Genomic DNA, 22,260 nt, shown 5'->3' on the forward strand with positions numbered 1-22,260 from the left:
CAATCAACCTCGGGTGGTAGGGGCAACGGCTCAGGCCTTGCGCAACCAGTAACGGTACACACCGGCGGCATCTTCTTCATGCAACAACGTGTGGCCGGCCAGTTTGGCAAATGTGCGGAAATCCCTCTGGGAACCTGCGTCCGTTGCGATCACCTTGAGCACGGCACCGCTGGTCAATCGGTTGAGTTCCAGCTTGGCCTTGAGCAAGGGCAACGGGCAATTGAGGCCGCTGGCGTCGAGCTCGGCATCAAAGGCTACAGCGTCGGTCATGGTTTTACTCCGGGCAAGCGTTCGGGGTGCTTAGAATATCTGGTCCGAAGCTCAGTGTCCGGCTACAGTAAGCTCTTTGTCGAAAGGCTATGTGCATGACTTTTTTGCGCCCCACCCTGCTGACGCTGGCTTGCCTGCTGGCCTCTCCAGGCTTCGCTGACGACCTGCCGTCGCTTGGCGACGCCAGTTCTGCCATTGTCTCGCCACAACAGGAATTCCAACTGGGCCGTGCCTGGCTGGCCTACCTGCGCGGACAGGTTTCCCAACTGAACGACCCGCAACTCAAAGATTACGTCGAAACCAGCGTGTATAAGCTGGTAGAAACCAGCCAGGTGAACGACCGACGCCTGGAGTTCATCCTGATCAACAGCCCGCAACTCAACGCGTTTGCCGCGCCAGGCGGTATTGTCGGCGTGAACGGCGGCCTGTTCCTCAACGCCCAGACCGAAGGAGAATACGCCTCGGTGCTGGCGCACGAATTGGCTCACTTGTCACAGCGTCACTTCGCCCGTGGCGTTGAAGCGCAGCAGCGCATGCAGATCCCGATGATGGCTGCTCTCCTCGGTGGCATCATCGCGGCAGCCGCCGGCGCAGGTGATGCGGGCATTGCTGCGATCGCCGGCACCCAGGCGGCGGCGATCCAGGAACAACGGCGGTTCTCTCGGCAGAATGAACAAGAGGCTGACCGTATCGGTATCGTCAATCTGGAGAAAGCCGGCTACGACCCGCGCTCCATGCCGACCATGTTCGAGCGATTGGGGCGTCAATACCGCTTCGACGCCAAGCCACCAGAATTCCTGTTGACGCACCCGGTCACTGAATCGCGGATCGCCGACACCCGAAACCGAGCCGAGCAATCCAAGCCCGGCGGAAAGGAAGACAGCCTGCGCTATCAACTGATTCGCGCACGGGTGCAGCTGCAATATGAGGACACCTCAGGACTCGCCGCCAAACGCTTCCAGGCGCAACTGGACGAGAATCCGAAAAACGATGTGGCGCGTTATGGCCTGGCCATCGCCCAAATCAAGGCCTCACAATTCAAGCAAGCGAGAGATAGCCTGCAACCGCTGCTGGCCAAAGCGCCCAATGACATCACTTATAACCTGGCGCAAATCCAGCTGGACATAGACAACAGCCGTCTAGCCGACGCCCAGCAACGCACGGATCGGATGCTGACCCAATACCCCGGCAACTATCCGCTGAATCAGATCCGAGTCGACCTGCTGCTTAAACAAAATCGTACAGCGGATGCGGAAAAGGCCCTGGATGGCCTGCTCAAGTCTCGTCCGGACGATCCGGACGTGTGGTATCAAGTCGCCGAGACACGCGGGTTATCCGGCAACATCATCGGCCTGCACCAGGCGCGCGCTGAATACTTTGCTCTGGTGGGCGACTTCCAGCAGGCGATACAGCAACTGGACTTCGCCAAACGCCGCGCCGGCAGTAACTTTCCATTGTCGTCACGTATCGACGCACGCCAGCGTGAGCTGATCGAACAGGAACGCCTGGTAAAAGGGATGATGAGCTAAACCCATCACCCACAAAAAAGCCCCGCCATCGTTGACCGACGGCGGGGCTTTTTATTGGCTTAGCGGATTACTCGGCCAGCTTGAAGGTAATGAAGCTGGCGCGCCCCTGACGCAGCACGCGCATCGACACCGAGCGATTCTTCGGCAACGCCTTGGCGATGTCAGTGAACTGCTTGGTGGAGTCAATCGCCTGATTGTTCAGATGGGTGATCACGTCGCCCGGCTGCAGGCCGATCAACGCTGCTGGGCCATCCTGCACTTCCTTGATCACTACGCCGCCCTTGAGGTCGAAGCTTTTCTTCTGCTCTTCGGTCAGCTCAACGACTGCAATGCCCAGACGGTTGCTGCTTCGCTCAGCACCCGATTTGTTATTGCCGAGGGCGTCCAGAGTCGCACCTTCTTCAGGAATAGCGCCTACCGTCAGTTCAACGTTCTGGCGCTTGCCGTCACGAATTACTTCCAGCTTGGCCTTGCTGCCCGCCTTGAGTGCACCGACCAGGTGTGGCAGGTCGGCCGACATGACAATCGGTTGGCCATTCATGGTCAGGATCACGTCGCCGACTTGCAGACCGCCTTTAGCAGCAGGGCCGTCGTCCTGGATCTGTGCAACCAGAGCACCAGCAGGCTTGTCGAGACCGAAGGACTCAGCGAGGTCTTTGTTCACTTCCTGGATCACTACGCCCAACCAGCCACGGCTAACCTTGCCACCGCTTTTCAATTGGTTGGAAACATCCATGGCCACGTCGATCGGAATAGCAAACGACACGCCCATGAAACCACCGGAGCGGGTGTAGATCTGCGAATTGATACCCACTACTTCACCGGCCAGGTTGAACAGCGGGCCACCGGAGTTACCTGGGTTGATCGGCACGTCGGTCTGGATGAATGGCACGTAGTTCTCATTCGGCAGGCTGCGACCAATGGCGCTGACGATACCCTGAGTCACAGTGTGGTCAAAACCGAACGGCGAGCCGATGGCGACTACCCACTGCCCGGCCTTGAGGTCCTGGGATTTGCCCAGTTTCAAAACGGGAAGGTCCTTACCGTCGATTTTCAGCAGCGCAACGTCTGAACGTGGATCGGTACCCACCAGCTTGGCTTTCAGCTCGCTGCGGTCGGCCAGGCGAACGAGAATCTCGTCAGCGTCAGCGATCACATGGTTGTTGGTAAGGATGTAGCCATCAGGGGAAATGATGAAGCCCGAGCCCAGGGACTGCGCTTCACGCTGGCCACCACCACCGCCACGAGGCGTGCGCGGTTGTGGCATGCCGCGCTCGAAGAACTCTCGCAGCATCGGCGGCAGGCCTTCCAGGTCAGGCATCTGCTGGTTCGACACTTTGCGATCTGGCAGTTTCTGCGTGGTGCTGATGTTCACCACGGCCGGCGAGGCTTGCTCAACCAATTGGGTGAAATCAGGCAACTCGGCCGCTTGTGCAGGCAAGGCCTGGCCAAGCACCAGTACCGTGGCGACTATGGATAGGTAGGATTTCAAACGTGGTATCGACATACAGCTCCCGTTACGACGAGCAGGGTTGAGCGACAGGGTTCAAGAAACGCCGAAAACTGCGACCGACATTTTTGTTCCGCGAACAAAACAAGGCCAGAGCCGACAAGCCCTGACCTATAAAAAACATGGGAGATTTTTGCAAGTGAAAATGCTGATCCAGACATTTCATGCTCTCGGCAGCCAGCCTGACATGGACGTACAGTGGAAGAGCAGGATGAACATAGGATTAACAACTCACGGCTGGATGGTGGCCTTTTTTTCACCGCGCACCGACAGCGCGATACGCTCGGCGGTGCCGATAGGAATTTCACCAACTACCGTCACCATCATTTCGCCGTCCACCGTATTCAGCCGGCGGGACACAGCAACCGTGGGGCCCAATTGAGTGCGGGTTTCAGTCACGCTCACAGCGCTGATCGGCTCAAGAAATACCGAAAAACGTGCCAGCCCGTCTTCATACATCAAGCTGTCGACAGTGGCTTTGGTCTGAGCATCTTTACGGGCACTGCTATTGGTCAGTTGAAAACCCGGCGGCAACCATTCCAAATGCCAAGCCTGAGTGGGCTCTACTTCCGACGCCTTAGTATCTGAGATGGCGATAGACGTGCAGTCACTGCTGGGCTGTAAATCACGATCGGTGGGCGAGGTGGAAGTGTTCAAACGTGTGAATTGAAAGCGCTCCAGTAACTGTCCTTGATCGTTCAGCAACAGGGACTTGAGCGGCAATGCGGTTTCACGATCCAGATGCAGCTCAAAACCATAACGGTATTGATCACGTGGCGTAATCGAAACGATGACTGCATTACGACCGGCCACGCGGGATTTGCCGATGATGGCCAATTCGTAAAATGGATTGATTTTTTGCGGGTCAAGCGCTCGTGAAGGCTCATCTCGCGAATTGCCAATGCCAGCAACCAGCGTGCCGCTGACACATTGGGTGCGGCCATCCACTCGCACAACTTCTTGGGCAGAACCATCGAGCTGCAAGAGCCGCTCGCGTACCTGACCATTCTGGACACGATGCCAGATGTCGTGGGTGGAAAAACTGCCGTTACGTTCATAGACGAACGTACCTTCAAAGCTTTGCTGCTGCTCTGCACGCCCAAGTCGAGTCAGCCAGTCTTGGGCTTCATCGGCATGGGCGGGTAGTGCAAACCAACCACTGAGAAACAGCGTAAGGAGCGGTATGGCGCGCATAATGCCCCTTAGCGGTTTAGCGATTTTCCAGGCTTGCAGCGCGAGCGTATGGCAGAGCGCTTTCAGTGCCTTTCAAGGCTGATTCCTGTGCGTGTTGGCGCAAGTAGCCTGGAAGACGCTGGTCCTGCGATTGCCCTTGAAGTACACCGTTGGCCATAGGGCCAGTGGTGTCAGAGCTTTCCTTGTAGCCGGCCAGTACAGCTGGGCCTTTGACTTGCGGACCGGCCATGACCGGCTGCTGAGTCTGTTGGGCCAGTTCGGCACCAGCAATTTCGTCCTGGTTGTACAGGCGAACACCAGCAAGCACTGCAACTGTCACCGAGGCAGCGACTGCCAGGCGACCCAGGCTACGCCAAGGACCACGAGCAGCTTTTGCCGGAACGGCTTCATCGGCCAGCGCAGCAGAAACAGCCGCAGCAATATCCAGACGAGGGATTAGAAGATCCTTATGCATCACCGCCCGAGCGACTTGGTAACGAGACCAGGTGTCACGGGTTTCGGCATCATCAAATGCGTTGAGCACTCGACGAAGTTCCAGTTCATCCGCTTCGTTATCCATCACTGCGGACAGCGATTCCTGCAGGGCATCACGACTCATGGCGGTTCCTCTCTTGGCTGTCGCCGCTGTCTTTAGTTTTCCTGCAACAAAGGTTGCAAGGCTTTATCGATGGCTTCCCGGGCCCGGAAAATCCGTGACCTCACAGTCCCCACCGGACACTGCATGACGCTCGCAATGTCTTCGTAACTCAGACCATCGAATTCACGTAAAGTTAACGCCGTACGCAAATCTTCTGGCAGTTGCTGAATTGTGCGATGAACGGTGCCTTCGATCTCGTCGCGCAGCAATGCACGCTCCGGCGACTCGAGATCTTTGAGGCCGTGATCACCATCGTAAAATTCTGCATCTTCTGAACTTACATCGCTATCTGGTGGGCGGCGTCCGCGAGACACCAGATAGTTCTTCGCCGTGTTGATGGCGATGCGGTACAGCCACGTGTAAAACGCACTATCACCGCGGAAATTGCCCAGTGCACGATAAGCCTTGATAAAGGCCTCTTGTGCAACGTCCTGCGCTTCATGGGTGTCGTGCACAAACCGCACGATCAACCCGAGAATTTTGTGCTGGTATTTCAGCACTAGCAGATCAAATGCTCGCTTGTCGCCGCGCTGAACGCGCTCGACGAGCTGCTGATCCTCTTCCTGGGTTAGCATGAACACTCCTCGTTGTACTTGAAGGAGGCTTGCATAACTAAACGATCAGGCTTGCAAACATAGACTCGGACTTTTCGCAAAAGTTCTCCCCCTTCAAGCAAGTTTCCGGCATGCACTGATTTGGCACACACGAAAAACGCAGCGCGGGCAACGCCGGCTGCGCGAATAATCTTGTCGCCGGTTTTCTGACGCGTCCAATGCTCCCGACGGGCCAATAAACTCAACGTTTCCCAGCTTTCGGGCAACCTGCTATTGAGTCGGGGCTTATGCAAAAAGTTCCCGCTTCAACAACCGGCTGATTTTACCCGAGCTGCGCACCGTAATCTCACATTGCCACGAATGCCCGGCTATTGTGCCGCTCCCCCCCTCTATATACTAGTGGCCCGTGTGACCCTTTGATTCGCCGATCCAGGCCTCCTGTCTGCGCCTGACCTTTGGATCGCTTTTTGCGGAATCCTTCAAATGAGCCAACAGTTTCAACACGATGTCCTGGTGATCGGCAGCGGCGCGGCAGGATTGAGCCTAGCGCTGACCCTTCCCAGCCATCTGCGCATTGCGGTCCTGAGCAAAGGCGACCTGGCCAACGGCTCCACATTCTGGGCCCAGGGTGGTGTGGCCGCCGTGCTGGATGATACCGACACGGTGCAATCCCACGTCGAAGACACCCTCAACGCTGGCGGTGGCCTGTGCAACGAAGATGCGGTGCGTTTCACCGTCGAGCATAGCCGCGAGGCGATTCAATGGTTGATCGATCAAGGCGTGCCGTTCACCCGCGACGAACACGCGAGCAGTGACGACGGCGGCTTCGAATTCCACCTCACGCGCGAAGGCGGCCACAGCCACCGCCGCATCATCCACGCCGCCGACGCCACCGGCGCCGCGATCTTCAAGACCCTACTCGACCAAGCCCGCCAGCGTCCTAACATCGAATTGCTGGAGCAGCGCGTCGCCGTTGACCTGATCACTGAAAAACGCCTGGGCCTGGACGGCGAGCGCTGCCTCGGCGCCTACGTGCTCAACCGTTCCAGCGGCGAAGTCGACACCTATGGCGCACGCTTCACCATTCTCGCGTCAGGTGGTGCGGCCAAGGTCTACCTCTACACCAGCAACCCCGACGGCGCTTGCGGCGACGGTATTGCCATGGCCTGGCGTTCGGGTTGCCGGGTGGCGAACCTGGAATTCAACCAATTCCACCCCACCTGCCTTTATCACCCGCAGGCCAAGAGCTTCCTGATCACCGAGGCGCTGCGTGGTGAAGGTGCACACCTGAAACTGCCGAATGGCGAACGTTTCATGCAGCGCTTCGACCCGCGCGCCGAATTGGCCCCGCGCGATATCGTCGCCCGCGCCATTGACCATGAAATGAAGCGCCTGGGTGTCGACTGCGTGTACCTGGACATCAGCCACAAACCCGAAGACTTCATTAAAACCCACTTCCCCACGGTCTATGAGCGCTGTCTGGCGTTCAATATCGACATCACCAAAGGCCCGATCCCCGTCGTGCCCGCCGCGCACTACACCTGCGGTGGCGTGATGGTCGACCAGCACGGCCGCACCGACGTGCCCGGCCTGTACGCGATTGGCGAAACCAGCTTCACCGGCCTGCACGGCGCCAACCGCATGGCCAGCAATTCTTTGCTCGAATGCTTTGTCTACGCGCGCTCGGCGGCGACAGACATTCTCGACCAACTGCCGCACACCCCAGTGCCGACCGCCCTGCCCCGCTGGGATGCCAGCCAGGTCACAGATTCGGACGAAGACGTGATCATCGCGCACAACTGGGACGAGCTGCGGCGGTTCATGTGGGACTACGTGGGGATCGTGCGCACCAACAAGCGCCTCCAACGGGCTCAGCACCGCGTGCGTTTGCTGCTGGATGAGATCGACGAGTTCTACAGCAACTATAAAGTCAGTCGTGACCTGATCGAATTGCGCAACCTGGCCCAGGTCGCGGAACTGATGATCCGCTCGGCCATGGAACGCAAGGAAAGCCGAGGCCTGCATTTCACCCTCGACTATCCACAGACGCTGCCAGAAGCCCGCGACACTATTCTGGTGCCAACCACCTTCGGCGGCTGAACTTCAGGCGTACCCGCAGGCGCCGATGCACATCGGCGACCTGCGAATCCCGTGGGACACAGACGGAACGCTTCCGCCACTCGCCCTGAACCCGATAGCGCAATACGACAATCAGCGGCAACGCCAGGCTGTCGGGGCGCAACTGCACGCTGTGCCAACCGCGCTCATGACTGAACAACTGCCAGCCATCCTCATCGCGACGCAGGCCAACAATCGACGAACGGTGGGTCAACAGGACATGACGCGGCAGCACCCAGGCCGCATGGGCCAGGCATAACAGCACGCCAAGGAAAGCAAAGGGGGAATCGAGGACCAACAACGCACCCAGCGCGAATAGCTGGGCGAGCACATACGCCGCCAGCATTAGCCGTGAGGCCCGCCAGCGGCATTCAAAACGATTACTTGGGCTGAACACGGTCCAGAATGATCCGAACCATACGCTGCAGCTCAGGATCTTCCGATTCGGCGCGTTCCATGAACCAGCCGAACATGTCCTGGTCTTCGCATTCGAGCAGACGGACATAGAGGTCGCGATCTACTTTATTGAGCGTGGCGTACACCTCTTTGGTGAAAGGCACCAACAACACATCCAGCTCCAGCATGCCACGACGGCTGTGCCAGTAGAGGCGATTGATTTCTACTTCTTCGACCATGGAGCGCTCCTCAAATAGCGCGCAAGTATACAGGCACCACGGCCCCGGAACAGCCGGCTTTGGTCGCACCATATGGAAACTATCCATTTGCCGGGCGCCCCTCTATGATGCACCCATGACTTTTTGACCTGCGATGACCCATGGCTGACTCCGCTTTTTTCTGCCCGCTGTCCCACGAAGGCGTTCTGGCCGTCCGCGGCTCCGACGCTGCCAAGTTCCTGCAGGGCCAGCTCACCTGCAACCTCAATTACCTGAGTGATACTCAGGCTAGCCTCGGCGCGCGCTGCACGCAAAAAGGCCGCATGCAATCGAGCTTCCGTATCCTCTTGCAAGGTGACGGAGTATTGATGGCGATGGCCACCGATTTGCTGGAACCGCAACTGGCCGACCTGAAGAAATACGCGGTGTTCTCCAAGTCCAAGCTCACCGACGAAAGCGCCGCCTGGGTGCGTTTCGGCCTATCGAACGCTGACCATGCACTCGCCAGCCTGGGTCTTGAACTTCCAGCCGAGACTGACAGCGTTGCGCGTGCCGACGCACTGATCGCCATCCGCGTATCCCCAGCCCGCGCCGAACTCTGGGTGCCTGCCGAGCAAGCCGACACCGTCCGCAGCCAACTGGCCGCTCACGTAAAAGAAGCAGACTTGAATGAATGGCTGCTGGGCCAGATCCGCGCTGGCATCGGCCAGGTCATGCCGCAAACCCGCGAAGTCTTCATCCCGCAAATGCTCAACCTGCAAGCGGTGGGCGGCGTGAGTTTCAAGAAAGGTTGCTACACCGGCCAGGAAATCGTCGCGCGCATGCAGTACCTGGGCAAACTCAAGCGCCGCTTGTACCGCCTGAGCCTCAACGCGGCTGACATGCCCGAGCCAGGCACCCCACTGTTTTCCGCCAGCCACAACAGCTCGATCGGCGAAGTGGTGATTGCAGCAAAAGCTGACCAAGCGATTGAACTTCTGGCCGTATTGCAAGCCGAAGCAGCCGATAGTGGCGATGTGCACTTAGGCACACTGGAAGGCCCAGGTTTACAGCTGCTTGAGCTGCCTTATACCCTCGACCGCGATCGAGAAATCCAGCGTTAGTCGCCGTACCTTTTTGCAGCACCCTAGAGAGCATGAATGAACAAACTGGCGGAAAAAGTCCAACAGGCGTTGGTTAAGGCCATCAACAACGATGACCTGGTTCTGCCGACATTGCCGGAAGTGGCCCTGAACATCCGTCAGGCCGCTGAAGACCCGGAAATCAGCATCAGCCACTTGAGCAAAGTCATCGGTCGCGACACCGCGCTGTCGGCGCGCCTGATCAAAGTGGTCAACAGCCCGTTGTTACGCGCCACTCAGGAAGTCACCGACCTGCACACCGCCATCACCCGGCTGGGCACCAACTACAGCAGCAACCTGGCCATCGGCCTGGTGATGGAACAGATCTTCCACGCCCGCTCCGAAACGGTAGAACAGAAAATGCGCGATGTGTGGCGCCGCAGCCTGGAAGTAGCGGGCGTGAGCTATGCGTTGTGCCGCAGCCACAGTCAGCTCAAGCCGGACCAGGCAGCGTTGGGCGGACTGGTGCACCAGATCGGCGTGTTGCCGATCCTGACCTACGCCGAAGACCACTACGAACTGCTGTCGGACCCGGTCAGCCTCAACCATGTCATCGACAGCATCCACCCGGTATTGGGCGACAAGTTGCTCGGTGGCTGGGACTTCCCGGAAATGCTGGCGAAACTGCCAGGCCAGTACCTGAACCTGGAACGCGACTCCGCCAGCCTCGACTACATCGACCTGGTGCAGATCGCCGTGCTGTATTGCCATCACGGCACCGATCACCCCTTGGCAAAGGTGGAAGTCTCCAACGTGCCGGCGATGAAGAAACTGCGGGTCGACCCCTACAGTGAAAAACTGCGCGCAGAGCTGGATGAAGCCCGCTTGATGTTCGACTGATCAACCGGCGATAAAACTTACCCGCACCTTCAACCCCGCCTGCGCACCATCGTGCAGGCTGATCTGCGCCAGATGGGCGCGGCAGATTTCGCCGACAATCGCCAACCCCAGGCCTGAGCCCATGCCTTGCTGGCTGCGGCGGTAGAAGCGCTCGAACACCCGATCGCGTTCATCCAGCGGAATACCTGGGCCGTCATCTTCCACCTCCAGTACCGCAGGCGCCGACACCCGCAAAATCACGTTGCCACCCGGTGGCGTGTGGGCCAGGGCGTTGTCCACCAGGTTGCTCAGCAACTCGTTCAGCAGCGTCGGCTCACCGCGCAACCACACCGGCTCGTCGGCCTCAAGCGCCAATGCCACGCCACGCGCATGGGCCAAGGGCGCCATGGCCATGCCCAGTTCACGGGCCAACTGGCTCAGATCCAGCAACTGCGCCCCCCCTTCGGCAATCGCCCGCGCGCCATTTTCAATGCGTGCCAGGGACAGCAATTGATTGGCCAGATGGGTCAGGCGGTCGGTGCCCTGGGCGGCGGTTTCCAGGGTGCTGCGCCAGGTCGCCGGATCTTCCGCGCGCAGACCCAGTTCCAGCCGCGCCTTGAGTGCCGCCAACGGTGTACGCAGTTCGTGGGACGCGTCGGCAATAAACTGCGCCTGGCGTTCGAACTGCCCGCGCAGGCGCTCAGTGAAGTGATTGAGGGAACGCACTAGCGGACCGAACTCATGCTGCACTTCCACCAACGGCAAGGGCCGCAAGTCGTCGGGCTGGCGTTCTTCCACTGCCGTGCGCAAGCGCTCCAGCGGGCGCAGCGCTGCGCTTACGGCGAACCACACCAATAACAAGGCGCCGATCGCAAGCATACCCAAGCGCAGCAAGGTATCGGCCATCAGGCTGCGGGCCATGCTCACGCGCGCTTCATCGGTTTCGGCCACGCGGATTTCCGCCATGCCGTTCATATTCGGCTCGGAGACGGCCTTGAGCAGGCTGACCACACGCACCTGCTGGCCTTGGTACGTGGCGTTGTAAAACCGCGCCAGCGCCGGATAGTCATCGGTGCGAGGCGTGCCCGGCGGCGGGCCGGGCAGGTTCTCGTAACCGGAGATCAGCTTCTGGTCGATGTCATTGACTTGGTAGTAGATACGCCCGGCGCTGTCGTAGGCAAAGGTGTCCAGGGCGACATAGGGCACGTTGGCGCTGAGGGTGCCGTCCACTTGGGTCAGGCCGGCCGCGATGGTCCGTGCCGAGGCCAGCAACGTGCGGTCATAGGCGGTGTCGGCCGCTTCGCGACCGTTCCAGTAGGCACTCATGCCACTGGCGAGCATCAACAGCACCAGCAACAGCGCCAAGTTCCACAGCAGGCGCCAGCGCAGGCTGCTGGGCTTATGCATCGCGGGCTTCCAGCAGGTAGCCAAGGCCGCGGAAGGTCACGATGGCGATGGGCTGGCCATCGAGTTTCTTGCGCAACCGGTGCACGTAGATTTCGATTGCATCCGGGCTGGCCTCTTCGTCCAGGCCGAACACCTGGGACGCGAGTTGCTCCTTGCTCATCACCCGGCCCGGGCGCGCGATCAAGGCTTCGAGCACGGCTTGCTCGCGAGAGGTCAAGGTCATCAGCTCGCCGCCCACGGTGAAGCGCCGAGTATCGAGGTCGTACACCAACACGCCGCAGGTCTGCTGGCGCTCGCCGCCCAGCACGCTGCGGCGCAGCAGCGCCTTGACCCGGGCTTCCAGCTCCGTCAGTTCGAACGGTTTGGCGAGGTAGTCATCGGCGCCGAGGTTCAGGCCATGCACGCGGTCTTTCACATCACTGCGTGCGGTGAGCATCAGCACTGGCAGATTTTTTCCGCGAGCGCGTAGACGCGCCAGCACCTCGAAACCATCCATGCGCGGCAACCCCACATCAAGGATCGCCGCCGCGTATTCCTCGCTGCTCAAGGCCAAGTCCGCGGCCACGCCATCGTGCAGTACGTCGACGGTCAAACCCGTGCTCTTGAGCGCCTGGGCGACACTTTCGGCGAGTTGCAGATGGTCTTCAACCAAGAGGACACGCATGGATTTCTACCTCGTTCATGGGTGGTCGATGCCACGCCTTGGCGGGCAGTTTACAGGCGCCGCCTGCCCTGTGAAGCCCGAAAACATTGAAAGGCAGCTGAAAGGTTAGTGAAAGCTTCGCCCTTTAGCATCCAGCCAAGGTGGGTCATGCCCGCCGAGCGACCAGATGAGTCGCGTCCGAAAAACGCCTCGATGCGTTTTCGCCAAAATAAGAACAATAACGGAGTGCAACACGATGCTGTCGACCCAGCCCCAGGCTTGCCCGCCTGTTCGTTTTTCCCGCCTGACCCACACAGCCCTTGCCAGTGCCGCTGCCCTTGCCGGCTTTTCGCCGCTTGCCCAGGCTGCCTTCTTTGAAGACAGCAGCGCGACCCTGGAAACCCGCAACATGTACTTCAACCGCGACTTTCGCGACGGCACCAGCGCACAGCAATCCAAGCGCGACGAATGGGCCCAGGGCTTCATGCTCAACCTGCAATCGGGCTACACCGACGGCACCGTCGGTTTTGGCGTCGACGCGCTGGGCATGCTCGGAGTCAAACTCGACTCCAGCCCCGACCGCACCGGTACCGGCCTGCTGCCGACCCATGACGATGGTCGCGCCGCCGATGAGTACTCCAAGCTGGGTTTGACCGGCAAAGTGAAGATCTCCGCCACCGAGCTGAAGATCGGCTCGCTGATGCCTGAACTGCCGATCCTCAAGCCCAACGACGGCCGCATCCTGCCGCAGACGTTCAACGGCGGCCTGCTGACTTCCAAGGAGTTCAAGAACCTGACGTTCACCGGCGGTCGCCTGGACAAGGCCAAGGACCGCGACGACAGCAACTACGAGGACATCGCCCTCAACAACAAGAACAGCCGCTTCCTCAGCGGCGCCACCGGCAAGCATTTCAACTTCGGTGGCGTGGACTATAAGTTCGCCGACAAGATCACCGGTAGCTACCACTTCGCCCAGCTCGACGACGTTTACCGCCAGCACTTCCTCGGCCTGGTGGCCGCACGCCCGATCGGCCCCGGCACCTTCGCCACTGACCTGCGCCTGGCTATCAGTGATGACACCGGTGCAGCCCGTGGCGGCAAGATCGACAACACCTCCCTCAACGGCCTGTTCAGCTATGCCCTCAATGGCCATAAGCTCAGCGCCGGCTACCAGCACATGTCCGGCGACAGCGCCTTCCCGTATGTGGATGGCAGTGACCCGTACCTGGTCAACTTCGTTCAGATCAACGACTTTGCCGGCGCCGACGAGCACTCCTGGCAGGCGCGCTACGACTACGACTTCGCCAAGCTGGGCATTCCCGGCCTGAGTTTCATGAGCCGTTACCTGTCGGGTGACAACATCAAACTCAAGAACGGCGAGACCGGTAAAGAGTGGGAACGCAACACCGAAATCAAGTACGTGGTGCAAACCGGCACGTTCAAAGACGTCGCTGTACGCCTGCGTAACGCCACGTACCGTTCCAACTATTCAGCCCGTGACGCGGATGAAATGCGCGTGCTGGTCAGCTACAGCGTTGCCCTTTGGTAAGTGTGCTCTGGAAGTAGAACCTCACAACAATAAAGACGGAGATAACCATGACCCTTTCACTGCGTAAATTTGCCCTCGCCGCCGGCTGCATGCTGTTCGCCGGCCAACTGCTGGCTGCCGATGAACCCAAGCGCCCGGAATGCATCGCCCCGGCCTCCCCCGGCGGTGGTTTTGACCTGACCTGCAAACTGGCGCAAAGCGCGTTGGTCAACGAGAAGTTGCTCAGCAAGCCGATGCGCGTGACCTACATGCCGGGCGGCGTGGGCGCAGTGGCTTACAACGCGGTGGTCGCCCAGCGCCCTGCTGATGCAGGCACATTGGTGGCCTGGTCCAGCGGTTCGCTGTTGAACCTGGCGCAAGGCAAGTTCGGTCGTTTTGATGAAAGCGCCGTGCGTTGGTTGGCGGCAGTTGGCACCAGCTACGGCGCCATCGCAGTGAAAAGTGATTCGCCCTACAAGACCCTCGACGATCTCGTCAAAGCCTTGAAGAAAGATCCGGGCAGCGTGGTGATCGGTTCCGGCGGCACCGTCGGCAGCCAGGACTGGATGCAAACGGCACTGATCGCCAAGGCAGCCGGGATCAACCCGCGCGAGCTGCGTTATGTCGCCCTCGAAGGTGGTGGCGAAATCGCTACTGCCTTGCTCGGCGGTCACATCCAGGTGGGCAGTACCGACATCTCCGACTCCATGCCGCACATCCTGAGTGGCGATATGCGCCTGCTGGCGGTGTTCTCCGAGAAGCGGCTGGACGAGCCAGAAATGAAGGACATTCCGACCGCCAAGGAGCAAGGCTACGACATCGTCTGGCCAGTGGTGCGCGGTTTCTACCTGGGGCCAAAAGTCAGCGATGCCGACTATGCCTGGTGGAAAGAGGCGTTCGACAAACTGCTGGCCTCGGACGAGTTCGCCAAGCTGCGTGACCAGCGTGAGCTGTTCCCGTTCGCCATGACCGGCCCGGAGCTGGACACCTACGTGAAGAAACAGGTGGCTGACTACAAAGTACTGGCCAAAGAGTTCGGCCTGATCCAGTAATCGCCCCGCCTTCCAAGTGCGGCCACGCCCTCTTTCACAAGGGGCGCGGCCCAGGAGTTCTACATGCTCTTACAACGCATTTTTGCCGCTGTGCTGTTGCTGGCCTGTGCCGGCCTTGCATTGATGGCTTGGCCGTATCAGGCGGCATTTTCCTACGAGCCGGTGGGGCCTCGTGCCTACCCGCTGCTGATGCTAGGGCTGATGAGCCTGGCACTGATCTACATGCTGTTTCGCCCGCAACCTACCAAGCACACCGAGGAAGAACCGGCGCTGGACCGCCAGACCCTGATCAAGATCTGCATCTGCGTAGCCCTGTTGATCGTGTTTGCCGCCACCTTCGAACCCCTCGGCTTCATTCTCAGCAGCATGCTGATCGGCATTCCCATGGCGCGTCTGTACGGCGGCCGCTGGGTGCCCAGCGTGGTGATCGTCAGCCTGATGGCCATTGGTCTTTATCTGCTGTTCGATAAAGCCATGGATGTTCCGCTGCCCCTCGGCCTGCTCGACGTTCTGGAGAACTGATATGGATACTTTCGGCTATTTGGGCCAGGGCTTCGGCGTTGCACTGTCCCCTTACAACCTGGTGACCGCCCTCTGCGGCACCTTGATCGGCACTGTGGTCGGACTGCTGCCGGGCCTGGGCCCGATCAACGGCGTAGCACTGTTGATCCCCATCGCATTCGCCCTGGGCCTGCCGCCGGAATCGGCGTTGATCCTGCTGGCGGCCGTGTATCTGGGTTGCGAATACGGCGGCCGTATCAGCTCAATCCTGCTGAACATTCCGGGCGAAGCGTCGACCGTGATGACCACCCTCGACGGCTACCCGATGGCCCGTAAAGGCCTGGCTGGCGTGGCGTTGTCCTTGTCGGCATGGAGCTCGTTCATCGGCGCGTTTATCGCTACCTGCGGCATGGTGCTGTTTGCGCCGCTGCTGGCCAAATGGGCAATTGCCTTCGGTCCGGCGGAATATTTCGTACTGATGGTATTTGCGATTGTCTGCCTGGGCGGCATGGCCGGTGACAAACCGCTGAAAACGTTTGTTGCGGCGCTGATCGGCCTCTTCCTCTCGGCAGTGGGTATTGACGCCAACAGCGGCGTGTACCGGTTTACCGGCGACAACATCCACCTCACCGACGGCATCCAGTTTGTGGTGTTGGTGCTGGGCCTGTTTTCCATCAGTGAGATCCTGCTGCTGCTGGAAAAAACTCACCGTGGCCAGGAAGCGGTGAAGGCCACCGGGCGGATGATGTTCAACCTGAAGGAAGCGGGTTCGGTGTTCGTTGTGAACATCCGCTGCGGCCTGCTCGGTTTCATCATGGGTGTACTCCCCGGCGCAGGTGCGACATTGGCCTCGGCCGTCGCCTACATGACCGAGAAACGCCTGGCCGGTGCCAGCGGCAAATTCGGCCAGGGCGACATGCGTGGCCTCGCCGCGCCGGAAACGGCCATCGGTGCTTCCGCCTGTGGCGCCCTGGTACCGATGCTGACACTGGGTGTACCGGGTTCGGGCACCACGGCGGTGATGATCGGTGCTCTGTCGCTGTACAACATCACCCCTGGCCCGCTGCTGTTCCAACAGCAACCGGACATCGTCTGGGGCCTGATCGCCTCGTTGTTTATCGCCAACATCATGCTGGTGATCCTCAACATCCCGATGATCCGCATCTTCACGCGCATTCTCGCCGTGCCGAACTGGGCGCTGGTGCCGGTGATCGCCATCATCACAGCGATCGGTGTGTATGCGGTGCACGCCACCACCTTCGATCTGTTCCTGATGGTGGGTATCGGCATCTTCGGCTACATCCTGCGCAAGCTGGATTTCCCGCTGTCGCCGGTACTGCTGGGCTTTATCCTCGGCGGCCTGATGGAGCAGAACCTGCGCCGTGCGCTGTCGATTTCCAACGGTGCGCTGGAAATCCTGTGGTCGAGCCCGATCACCTTTGGCGTCTGGGTACTGACCGCCATCATGCTGTTTGTACCGTTGCTGCGTATCTGGCGTAAACGTGCCCAACAGCGTCGTGCCGTGGCCGATGTCTGAGGTCACCTTTAAACAATGGTGGGGAACGCCGCTGGTCGGTCTGGCCGGCGGTTACCTGGCCAGCCTGGTCGGCTGGCCTTTGCCGTATATGGTCGGTTCGTTGCTGGCGATCATCCTCGTGCGTTGCCTCACGCCATGGCAGTTGGCGGAGATTCCCGGCGGGCGCAAATGCGGTCAATGGGTAGTGGGCATCGGCATCGGCCTGCACTTCACCCCGTTGGTGATTGAACAGGTGATGAGCCACTTCGGCCTGATCTTCTTCGGCGCGCTGGTCACCAGCCTGTCGAGCGTGGTCGGCGTGTGGCTGATGCGCCGCAGCGGTGAAGACCGCGCCACCGCGTTTTTCTCCAGCATGCCGGGCGGTTCCGGTGAGATGGTCAACCTCGGCGCACGCAATGGCGCGGTGCTCAGCCGCGTGGCAGCGGGCCAGAGCCTGCGGGTGCTGGTAGTGGTGTTGTGTGTGCCGGCGATTTTTAAGTATTTGCTGGAGGGCGGCGCGCCGCAGTTTCATCCGGCACCGGTGAGTTGGGCGTGGCTGGCGTTGCTGTTTCCTCTGGGTGCGCTGGTAGCCTGGGGCTGGCAGCGTTTGCGTCAGCCAAACCCCTGGTTGTTCGGCCCCTTGTTGGTGAGTGCCACCGCCAGCGTGGTGTGGGACCTGCACATCGGGTTACCTGACGGCGGCAGCCAGATTGGCCAATGGCTGATCGGCAGCGGCTTGGGCTGCCACTTCAACCGTCAGTTCTTCCGGCGCGCTCCGTCGTTCATGGTTCGCACCTTGATCGGCACGGCGTTGACCATGGCGCTGGCGACGCTGGCGGCGGTGGGCTTGAGTGCCCTCACCCACTTGGACCTGCGCTCATTGACCCTGGGCATGATGCCCGGCGGCATCGCCGAGATGAGCCTCACGGCCGAAACCCTGCAACTGTCGGTGCCGCTGGTGACGGCGATGCAGGTAATGCGGTTGTTGTTTGTATTGTTTCTGGCGGAGCCGTTGTTCCGGCATTGGAACCGCCAGCCGATGCACTAAACAGACGCCTTTGCCTGGCACCCAGATGAAACTTTGCTACCATCTGCGGCTTCGGAAGAGGTGGATTCCATGCATATTCAAAAGTTACAGATAGAGAACTTACGGTCTTTTAAGGCCGTAGGGCTCGACTTCAATGTGCCCGCCACAGGTAACTTACAGATCCAATACCCTAACGTGAATGTCTTGCTGGGAGATAACGGCCTCGGCAAGACCAGCGTATTGCGTGCAGTCGCATTATCGGTGTTGGGGCCTTTGCTCAGCGGAGGGTCCGGCTTTGTTTCCGAAGGCCTGGTTCGTCGTACTGACGCCGCTGAAAAAAAAACGCCTCCCGCCACTATTACTGCAACGCTCCTTTCGACTGACGAAGAAAAAAATCCGAAGCAGACAGACCACCCGCTGCCCGATCAATTTTCGCTGAAGACCCAAATCAGTTCCTTCGGCTCCACTGAGCGCATGCGCAGCAAAGTGTCCCCACGCGATATCGAGAATACGGTCGAGTTTCTTCAGTTCAACGAAGACAATCCTGCGTTTTTCATTGTGGGTTATGGGGCGAGCAGAAGTGTTGAAGCCTCCGCCAGGGTAGATGAAAGTGCACGTAAAAAATCGCGCCTGCGCCGTTATGAACGGGTTGCCAGCCTCTTCGAAGAACACGTCACGCTAATGCCATTGTCCTATTGGCTGCCTGAATACGCCAAAAGCAACAAAGGCCGATACACCCAAGTCATCAACCTGATAAACGATCTGCTGCCTCTGAACTGTCAAATTCAGAAAACGGTGCAGGAAAACGAAAACTTATTTGAAATGAACGGCATTGTGCTGCCATTCCGAGCCTTGTCCGATGGGTTCAGGGCTTATATTGGCTGGATAGGCGATATGCTGTTTCATGTCTGCCAGGGTGTCGCGACAGGGCTGAAACTAAGGGAAATGCGAGGTGTTGTAATGGTCGACGAAATCGATCTGCACTTACACCCTGAATGGCAAAAAGTAGTCGTCCCCACTCTGGCAAAAGCCTTACCCAACGTTCAGTTCATCTTCACCACCCACAGCCCATTGGTGGTGGGTTCATTGATGTCACAAAACCTCTTTTTGCTGAGTCAGGAGGAAGGTTCGACGCTCATAAAGCGGCTGCCCGAACATGTGAGGGGCAAGAGTTCCGAACAGATTCTGCTTTCGCCCTATTTCGGCCTGGACAGTACTCGCGCCGAGTCTACGTCAACCAAACTCAACGAACTGGCACGCAGTGCCGTTTCCGGGAATCGCGACGCCAGCGCCAACTACCTGAAACTTATGGCAACCGGCCTAGGGTTCGACCAGCCCCCGTCACCACCGACCACTTCTGCGCCTAAGAGAAGAAAGAACGGGGAAGGCGTCAAGAAATGATCCGTTATCCAATCCTGGAGAAAGATCTCATTGCACAAATCAAAGAGCGGAATAAAACCTGGCTTGGCCGTGCCAAGGCACGTACTGGAACTTACGTGGCTGCCGGTAAATACACCGGCGGTACTGAGTTCTGGGGCCAGATAAAAACCGTCTATATAGCGCTGCAATACGAAAAATGCGCATATTGCGAAACCAAACTTCAGGGTTCGGTGCTGGCGAGCAAAGTCCACGAAGTGGAGCACTATCGCCCCAAGTCCAGTATCCAGGCCTGGCCCATACACCTTAACTGGGCCACCGGCGCAGCGAGCGCAACGGGGTACTACAAGCTCGCTTATCATCACTTTAACTATGCGATTGCCTGCACCCGTTGCAACTCAACCCTGAAATCAAACTTTTTCCCCATCCGCGGCCATCGAGATGTGCAAGGTTCCGACCCCGCACAAATGGGCAACGAGTTAGCGCTGCTGCTCTATCCGATCTCAACGGTTGACGTGGACGACCCGCAAACGATCATTACTTTTGATGGCGTATTAGCGGTTCCGGCGCAGCAAAACGGGCACGCCTATGAACGGGCGGTCACCAATATCGAATTTTTCCAGCTGAACCATGAAGACCTCACCTCACGTCGAGCGCTTGCACTGATAGAGCTCTGGGTTGCGCTGGAAGCCTTGGCGGCGGACAAGACCGACGTCGCGACGCGAAAGGTCGCACAGCAACTGGTGACCTTCAAATGCAGCGCCCAGAGTGAGTTCACCGCTTGTAACCTCGCTTTCCGACAGCTCTACCAATCCGATCACAACGCCGCCAAACAGATGGCTCTCTTACTGGCGCAAGCCCTCCCGGAATAACCCAAGCCCCCTCACAGCGGCGGCAGCCGCCACTCAATCGGCGTCTCGCCATTCTGCTCAAGAAACTTGTTGGTACGGCTGAAATGCCCGCACCCCAGAAACCCTCGATACGCGGACAGCGGCGACGGATGCACTGACGTCAGTACCAAATGCTTGGTGGCGTCGACCAGTTTCTGCTTGCCTTGTGCATGGGCGCCCCACAACAGGAACACCAAATGCGGCTGGTGCTCGCTGACCACTTCGATAATCCGATCGGTAAAGAACTGCCAACCCTTGCCCGCGTGGGCGTTGGCGTTGGCGCGCTCCACGGTCATGGTGGTGTTGAGCAACAACACGCCTTGGTCGGCCCAGCTTTGCAGGCAGCCATGGTTGGGGATGTCGATGTTCAGGTCGCGCTTGAGCTCTTTATAGATGTTGGCCAATGACGGCGGCGTCGGCACGCCCGGTTGCACCGAGAAACACAAACCGTGGGCCTGGCCGGGACCGTGGTACGGGTCCTGGCCGAGGATCACGACCTTGACCTTGTCCAGAGGCGTGGAGTTGAGCGCATTGAAAATCAGCGGGCCGGGCGGGTAGATCTCTTTGCCGGCTACGTGCTCCAGGCGCAGGAACTCGCGCAACTGAGCCATGTAGGGCTTATCGAACTCATCACGCAGGGCGTGTTTCCAGCTGGGTTCGAGTTTGATACGGTCGCCTTCGGTCATAGTTGAATTGTCTTGTAAAAAATAATGAGGCGAACCCTAGGAAAGCCGGCCTTGCTTGTCAATTGATCTGACACACCATCGGCACTTTCCCACGAAGCGATCATACTGATCCTTCACCCTCCCGAATGAGGTCACAATGAACCTGCACTTCGAAGAGCTCACCGGCAGCGACGGCGCCCGCGTCGGCATCGCCAGCCTTGATGCTGAAGCATCCCTCAACGCCCTGTCCCTGCCGATGATCCTGGCCTTGAGCGATCGCCTGGATGCGTGGGCCAAAGACCCGAACATCGTCTGCGTGCTGCTGCGCGGTAAGGGGCCCAAGGCCTTTTGCGCCGGTGGCGAGGTACGCAGCCTGGCAATGGCCTGCCTCGAACAACCTGGCGAAGTGCCCGCCCTGGGTGCACAGTTTTTTGCCGCGGAATACCGCCTCGACTACCGCCTGCATACGTACCCTAAACCGCTGATCTGCTGGGGCCACGGGTATGTGCTGGGGGGTGGCATGGGTCTGCTGCAAAGCGCGGCCATACGCATCGTCACGCCGAGCAGTCGCCTGGCGATGCCCGAAATCAGCATCGGCCTGTACCCGGATGTGGGCGCCAGTTGGTTTCTGTCGCGCCTGCCGGGCAAGCTCGGTCTATTCCTGGGCCTCACCGGCGCGTACATCAACGGCCGTGACGCGTTGGACCTGGGTTTGGCCGACCGTTTCCTGCGCGACGATCAACAGGACGAACTGCTTGATGGCCTGCTGCAACTCAATTGGCAGGAACAGACCGCGATGCAACTCAACAGCCTGCTCAAGGCCCTGGCCCAAGAGGCTATCAGCCAGCAGCCCGAAGCCCAATGGCTGCCGCGCCGAGCGCAAATCGACGAATGGCTGGACGTGGGCGATGTGCGCTGTGCCTGGCGAGCGTTGAGCCCACTGCGCGACCACGCCGACCCGCTGTTCAGCCGCGCCGGCAAGACTCTGAGCGAAGGCTGCCCGCTGACCGCACACCTTGTGTGGGAACAGATCCAGCGCGCACGGCATTTATCCCTGGCCCAAGTGTTCCAGATGGAATACACCCTGAGCCTCAACTGCTGCCGTCACCCTGAATTCAGCGAAGGGGTACGCGCGCGGTTGATCGATAAAGACCAGAAACCCCATTGGCATTGGCCAGATATCAATACAGTCCCGGACGCCGTGGTACAGGCTCACTTTCATAAGGCGTGGGAAGGTCGCCATCCGCTGGCGGACTTGTCCGATTACTGATTGTTTTCTCCCACAAAA

At 59.3% G+C, this 22,260-nt stretch carries 22 protein-coding genes; 12 read left to right on the top strand and 10 right to left on the bottom strand.

Annotated features, from left to right (window positions below; translation table 11 throughout):
- Positions 1 to 30: 30 nt before the first annotated feature.
- The gene (locus ACKZ62_RS21310) at positions 31 to 270 is read right to left on the bottom strand and encodes a sulfurtransferase TusA family protein (RefSeq protein WP_099601374.1); all 240 of its coding nucleotides are present in this window, start codon (positions 268 to 270) and stop codon (positions 31 to 33) included.
- 95 nt (positions 271 to 365) lie between these two features.
- Here ACKZ62_RS21310 and ACKZ62_RS21315 point away from each other — a divergent pair, with 95 nt between their 5' ends.
- Positions 366 to 1,799, top strand: coding sequence for a M48 family metalloprotease (locus ACKZ62_RS21315; RefSeq protein WP_095184077.1), 1,434 nt, complete (start codon positions 366 to 368; stop codon positions 1,797 to 1,799).
- Positions 1,800 to 1,866: 67 nt separating this feature from the next.
- On the opposite strand, the gene ACKZ62_RS21320 is transcribed toward ACKZ62_RS21315, so the two are convergent.
- The 4 genes from ACKZ62_RS21320 to rpoE form a co-directional block, all read right to left on the bottom strand.
- A complete protein-coding gene (locus ACKZ62_RS21320; protein WP_032888548.1) occupies positions 1,867 to 3,306 on the bottom strand; it encodes a DegQ family serine endoprotease in 1,440 nt (479 codons plus the stop codon).
- A 234-nt stretch (positions 3,307 to 3,540) separates the two neighbouring features.
- A complete protein-coding gene (locus ACKZ62_RS21325) occupies positions 3,541 to 4,503 on the bottom strand; it encodes a MucB/RseB C-terminal domain-containing protein (protein WP_122764908.1) in 963 nt (320 codons plus the stop codon).
- Between the two features lie 16 nt (positions 4,504 to 4,519).
- Positions 4,520 to 5,101, bottom strand: a complete 582-nt coding sequence (locus tag ACKZ62_RS21330; RefSeq protein WP_032888545.1) for a sigma-E factor negative regulatory protein — start codon at positions 5,099 to 5,101, stop codon at positions 4,520 to 4,522.
- 32 nt (positions 5,102 to 5,133) lie between these two features.
- Positions 5,134 to 5,715 carry an RNA polymerase sigma factor RpoE/AlgU gene (rpoE, locus tag ACKZ62_RS21335; protein ID WP_003172477.1) on the bottom strand — a complete coding sequence of 194 codons (582 nt, stop codon included), beginning with the start codon at positions 5,713 to 5,715 and terminating at the stop codon, positions 5,134 to 5,136.
- Between the two features lie 462 nt (positions 5,716 to 6,177).
- Between rpoE and nadB the strand changes: the two genes are divergently transcribed.
- On the top strand, positions 6,178 to 7,794 hold the full coding sequence (gene nadB, locus ACKZ62_RS21340; RefSeq protein WP_447095793.1) for an L-aspartate oxidase: 1,617 nt from the start codon (positions 6,178 to 6,180) through the stop codon (positions 7,792 to 7,794).
- Here the strand turns inward: nadB and ACKZ62_RS21345 are convergent.
- On the bottom strand, positions 7,763 to 8,209 hold the full coding sequence (locus ACKZ62_RS21345) for a protein YgfX (RefSeq protein ID WP_447095794.1): 447 nt from the start codon (positions 8,207 to 8,209) through the stop codon (positions 7,763 to 7,765). The genes nadB and ACKZ62_RS21345 overlap by 32 nt on opposite strands.
- Positions 8,193 to 8,447 carry an FAD assembly factor SdhE gene (locus ACKZ62_RS21350; protein ID WP_032888540.1) on the bottom strand — a complete coding sequence of 85 codons (255 nt, stop codon included), beginning with the start codon at positions 8,445 to 8,447 and terminating at the stop codon, positions 8,193 to 8,195. Before ACKZ62_RS21350 ends, ACKZ62_RS21345 begins: the two co-directional genes overlap by 17 nt.
- Before the next feature lie 140 nt (positions 8,448 to 8,587).
- Between ACKZ62_RS21350 and ygfZ the strand changes: the two genes are divergently transcribed.
- On the top strand, positions 8,588 to 9,529 hold the full coding sequence (gene ygfZ, locus ACKZ62_RS21355) for a CAF17-like 4Fe-4S cluster assembly/insertion protein YgfZ (protein ID WP_447095795.1): 942 nt from the start codon (positions 8,588 to 8,590) through the stop codon (positions 9,527 to 9,529).
- Between the two features lie 36 nt (positions 9,530 to 9,565).
- Entirely contained in the window at positions 9,566 to 10,387 is an 822-nt protein-coding gene (locus ACKZ62_RS21360) for an HDOD domain-containing protein (RefSeq protein ID WP_032888536.1), read from the top strand.
- Here ACKZ62_RS21360 and ACKZ62_RS21365 read toward each other — a convergent pair whose 3' ends face one another.
- Positions 10,388 to 11,773 carry a two-component system sensor histidine kinase TctE gene (locus tag ACKZ62_RS21365; protein ID WP_032888534.1) on the bottom strand — a complete coding sequence of 462 codons (1,386 nt, stop codon included), beginning with the start codon at positions 11,771 to 11,773 and terminating at the stop codon, positions 10,388 to 10,390.
- A complete protein-coding gene (locus tag ACKZ62_RS21370) occupies positions 11,766 to 12,437 on the bottom strand; it encodes a two-component system response regulator TctD (protein WP_017736361.1) in 672 nt (223 codons plus the stop codon). Before ACKZ62_RS21370 ends, ACKZ62_RS21365 begins: the two co-directional genes overlap by 8 nt.
- A gap of 235 nt (positions 12,438 to 12,672) precedes the next feature.
- On the opposite strand from ACKZ62_RS21370, the gene ACKZ62_RS21375 reads away from it, so the two are divergent.
- The 7 genes from ACKZ62_RS21375 (at position 12,673) to ACKZ62_RS21405 (ending at position 20,289) form a co-directional block, all read left to right on the top strand.
- A complete protein-coding gene (locus ACKZ62_RS21375; RefSeq protein WP_447095796.1) occupies positions 12,673 to 13,965 on the top strand; it encodes an OprD family porin in 1,293 nt (430 codons plus the stop codon).
- Positions 13,966 to 14,006: 41 nt separating this feature from the next.
- Positions 14,007 to 14,996, top strand: coding sequence for a Bug family tripartite tricarboxylate transporter substrate binding protein (locus tag ACKZ62_RS21380; protein ID WP_163033161.1), 990 nt, complete (start codon positions 14,007 to 14,009; stop codon positions 14,994 to 14,996).
- 63 nt (positions 14,997 to 15,059) lie between these two features.
- Positions 15,060 to 15,518 (top strand): tripartite tricarboxylate transporter TctB family protein, encoded by a 459-nt coding sequence (locus ACKZ62_RS21385; RefSeq protein ID WP_032888529.1) that lies wholly within the window; start codon positions 15,060 to 15,062, stop codon positions 15,516 to 15,518.
- A 1-nt stretch (position 15,519) separates the two neighbouring features.
- Positions 15,520 to 17,034 (top strand): tripartite tricarboxylate transporter permease, encoded by a 1,515-nt coding sequence (locus ACKZ62_RS21390; protein WP_032888527.1) that lies wholly within the window; start codon positions 15,520 to 15,522, stop codon positions 17,032 to 17,034.
- The gene (locus ACKZ62_RS21395) at positions 17,027 to 18,061 is read left to right on the top strand and encodes an AbrB family transcriptional regulator (RefSeq protein WP_032889255.1); all 1,035 of its coding nucleotides are present in this window, start codon (positions 17,027 to 17,029) and stop codon (positions 18,059 to 18,061) included. The genes ACKZ62_RS21390 and ACKZ62_RS21395 overlap by 8 nt, the downstream gene beginning before the upstream one ends.
- Before the next feature lie 69 nt (positions 18,062 to 18,130).
- Positions 18,131 to 19,441, top strand: coding sequence for an AAA family ATPase (locus ACKZ62_RS21400; protein WP_179179410.1), 1,311 nt, complete (start codon positions 18,131 to 18,133; stop codon positions 19,439 to 19,441).
- Positions 19,438 to 20,289 (top strand): HNH endonuclease family protein, encoded by an 852-nt coding sequence (locus tag ACKZ62_RS21405; protein WP_122755723.1) that lies wholly within the window; start codon positions 19,438 to 19,440, stop codon positions 20,287 to 20,289. Before ACKZ62_RS21400 ends, ACKZ62_RS21405 begins: the two co-directional genes overlap by 4 nt.
- A gap of 11 nt (positions 20,290 to 20,300) precedes the next feature.
- Here ACKZ62_RS21405 and ung read toward each other — a convergent pair whose 3' ends face one another.
- Positions 20,301 to 20,993, bottom strand: coding sequence for a uracil-DNA glycosylase (ung, locus tag ACKZ62_RS21410; RefSeq protein ID WP_032888523.1), 693 nt, complete (start codon positions 20,991 to 20,993; stop codon positions 20,301 to 20,303).
- 136 nt (positions 20,994 to 21,129) lie between these two features.
- On the opposite strand from ung, the gene ACKZ62_RS21415 reads away from it, so the two are divergent.
- Positions 21,130 to 22,242, top strand: coding sequence for an enoyl-CoA hydratase/isomerase DspII (locus tag ACKZ62_RS21415; protein ID WP_447095797.1), 1,113 nt, complete (start codon positions 21,130 to 21,132; stop codon positions 22,240 to 22,242).
- Positions 22,243 to 22,260: the final 18 nt, after the last annotated feature.

This window comes from Pseudomonas sivasensis (genome assembly GCF_052938085.1).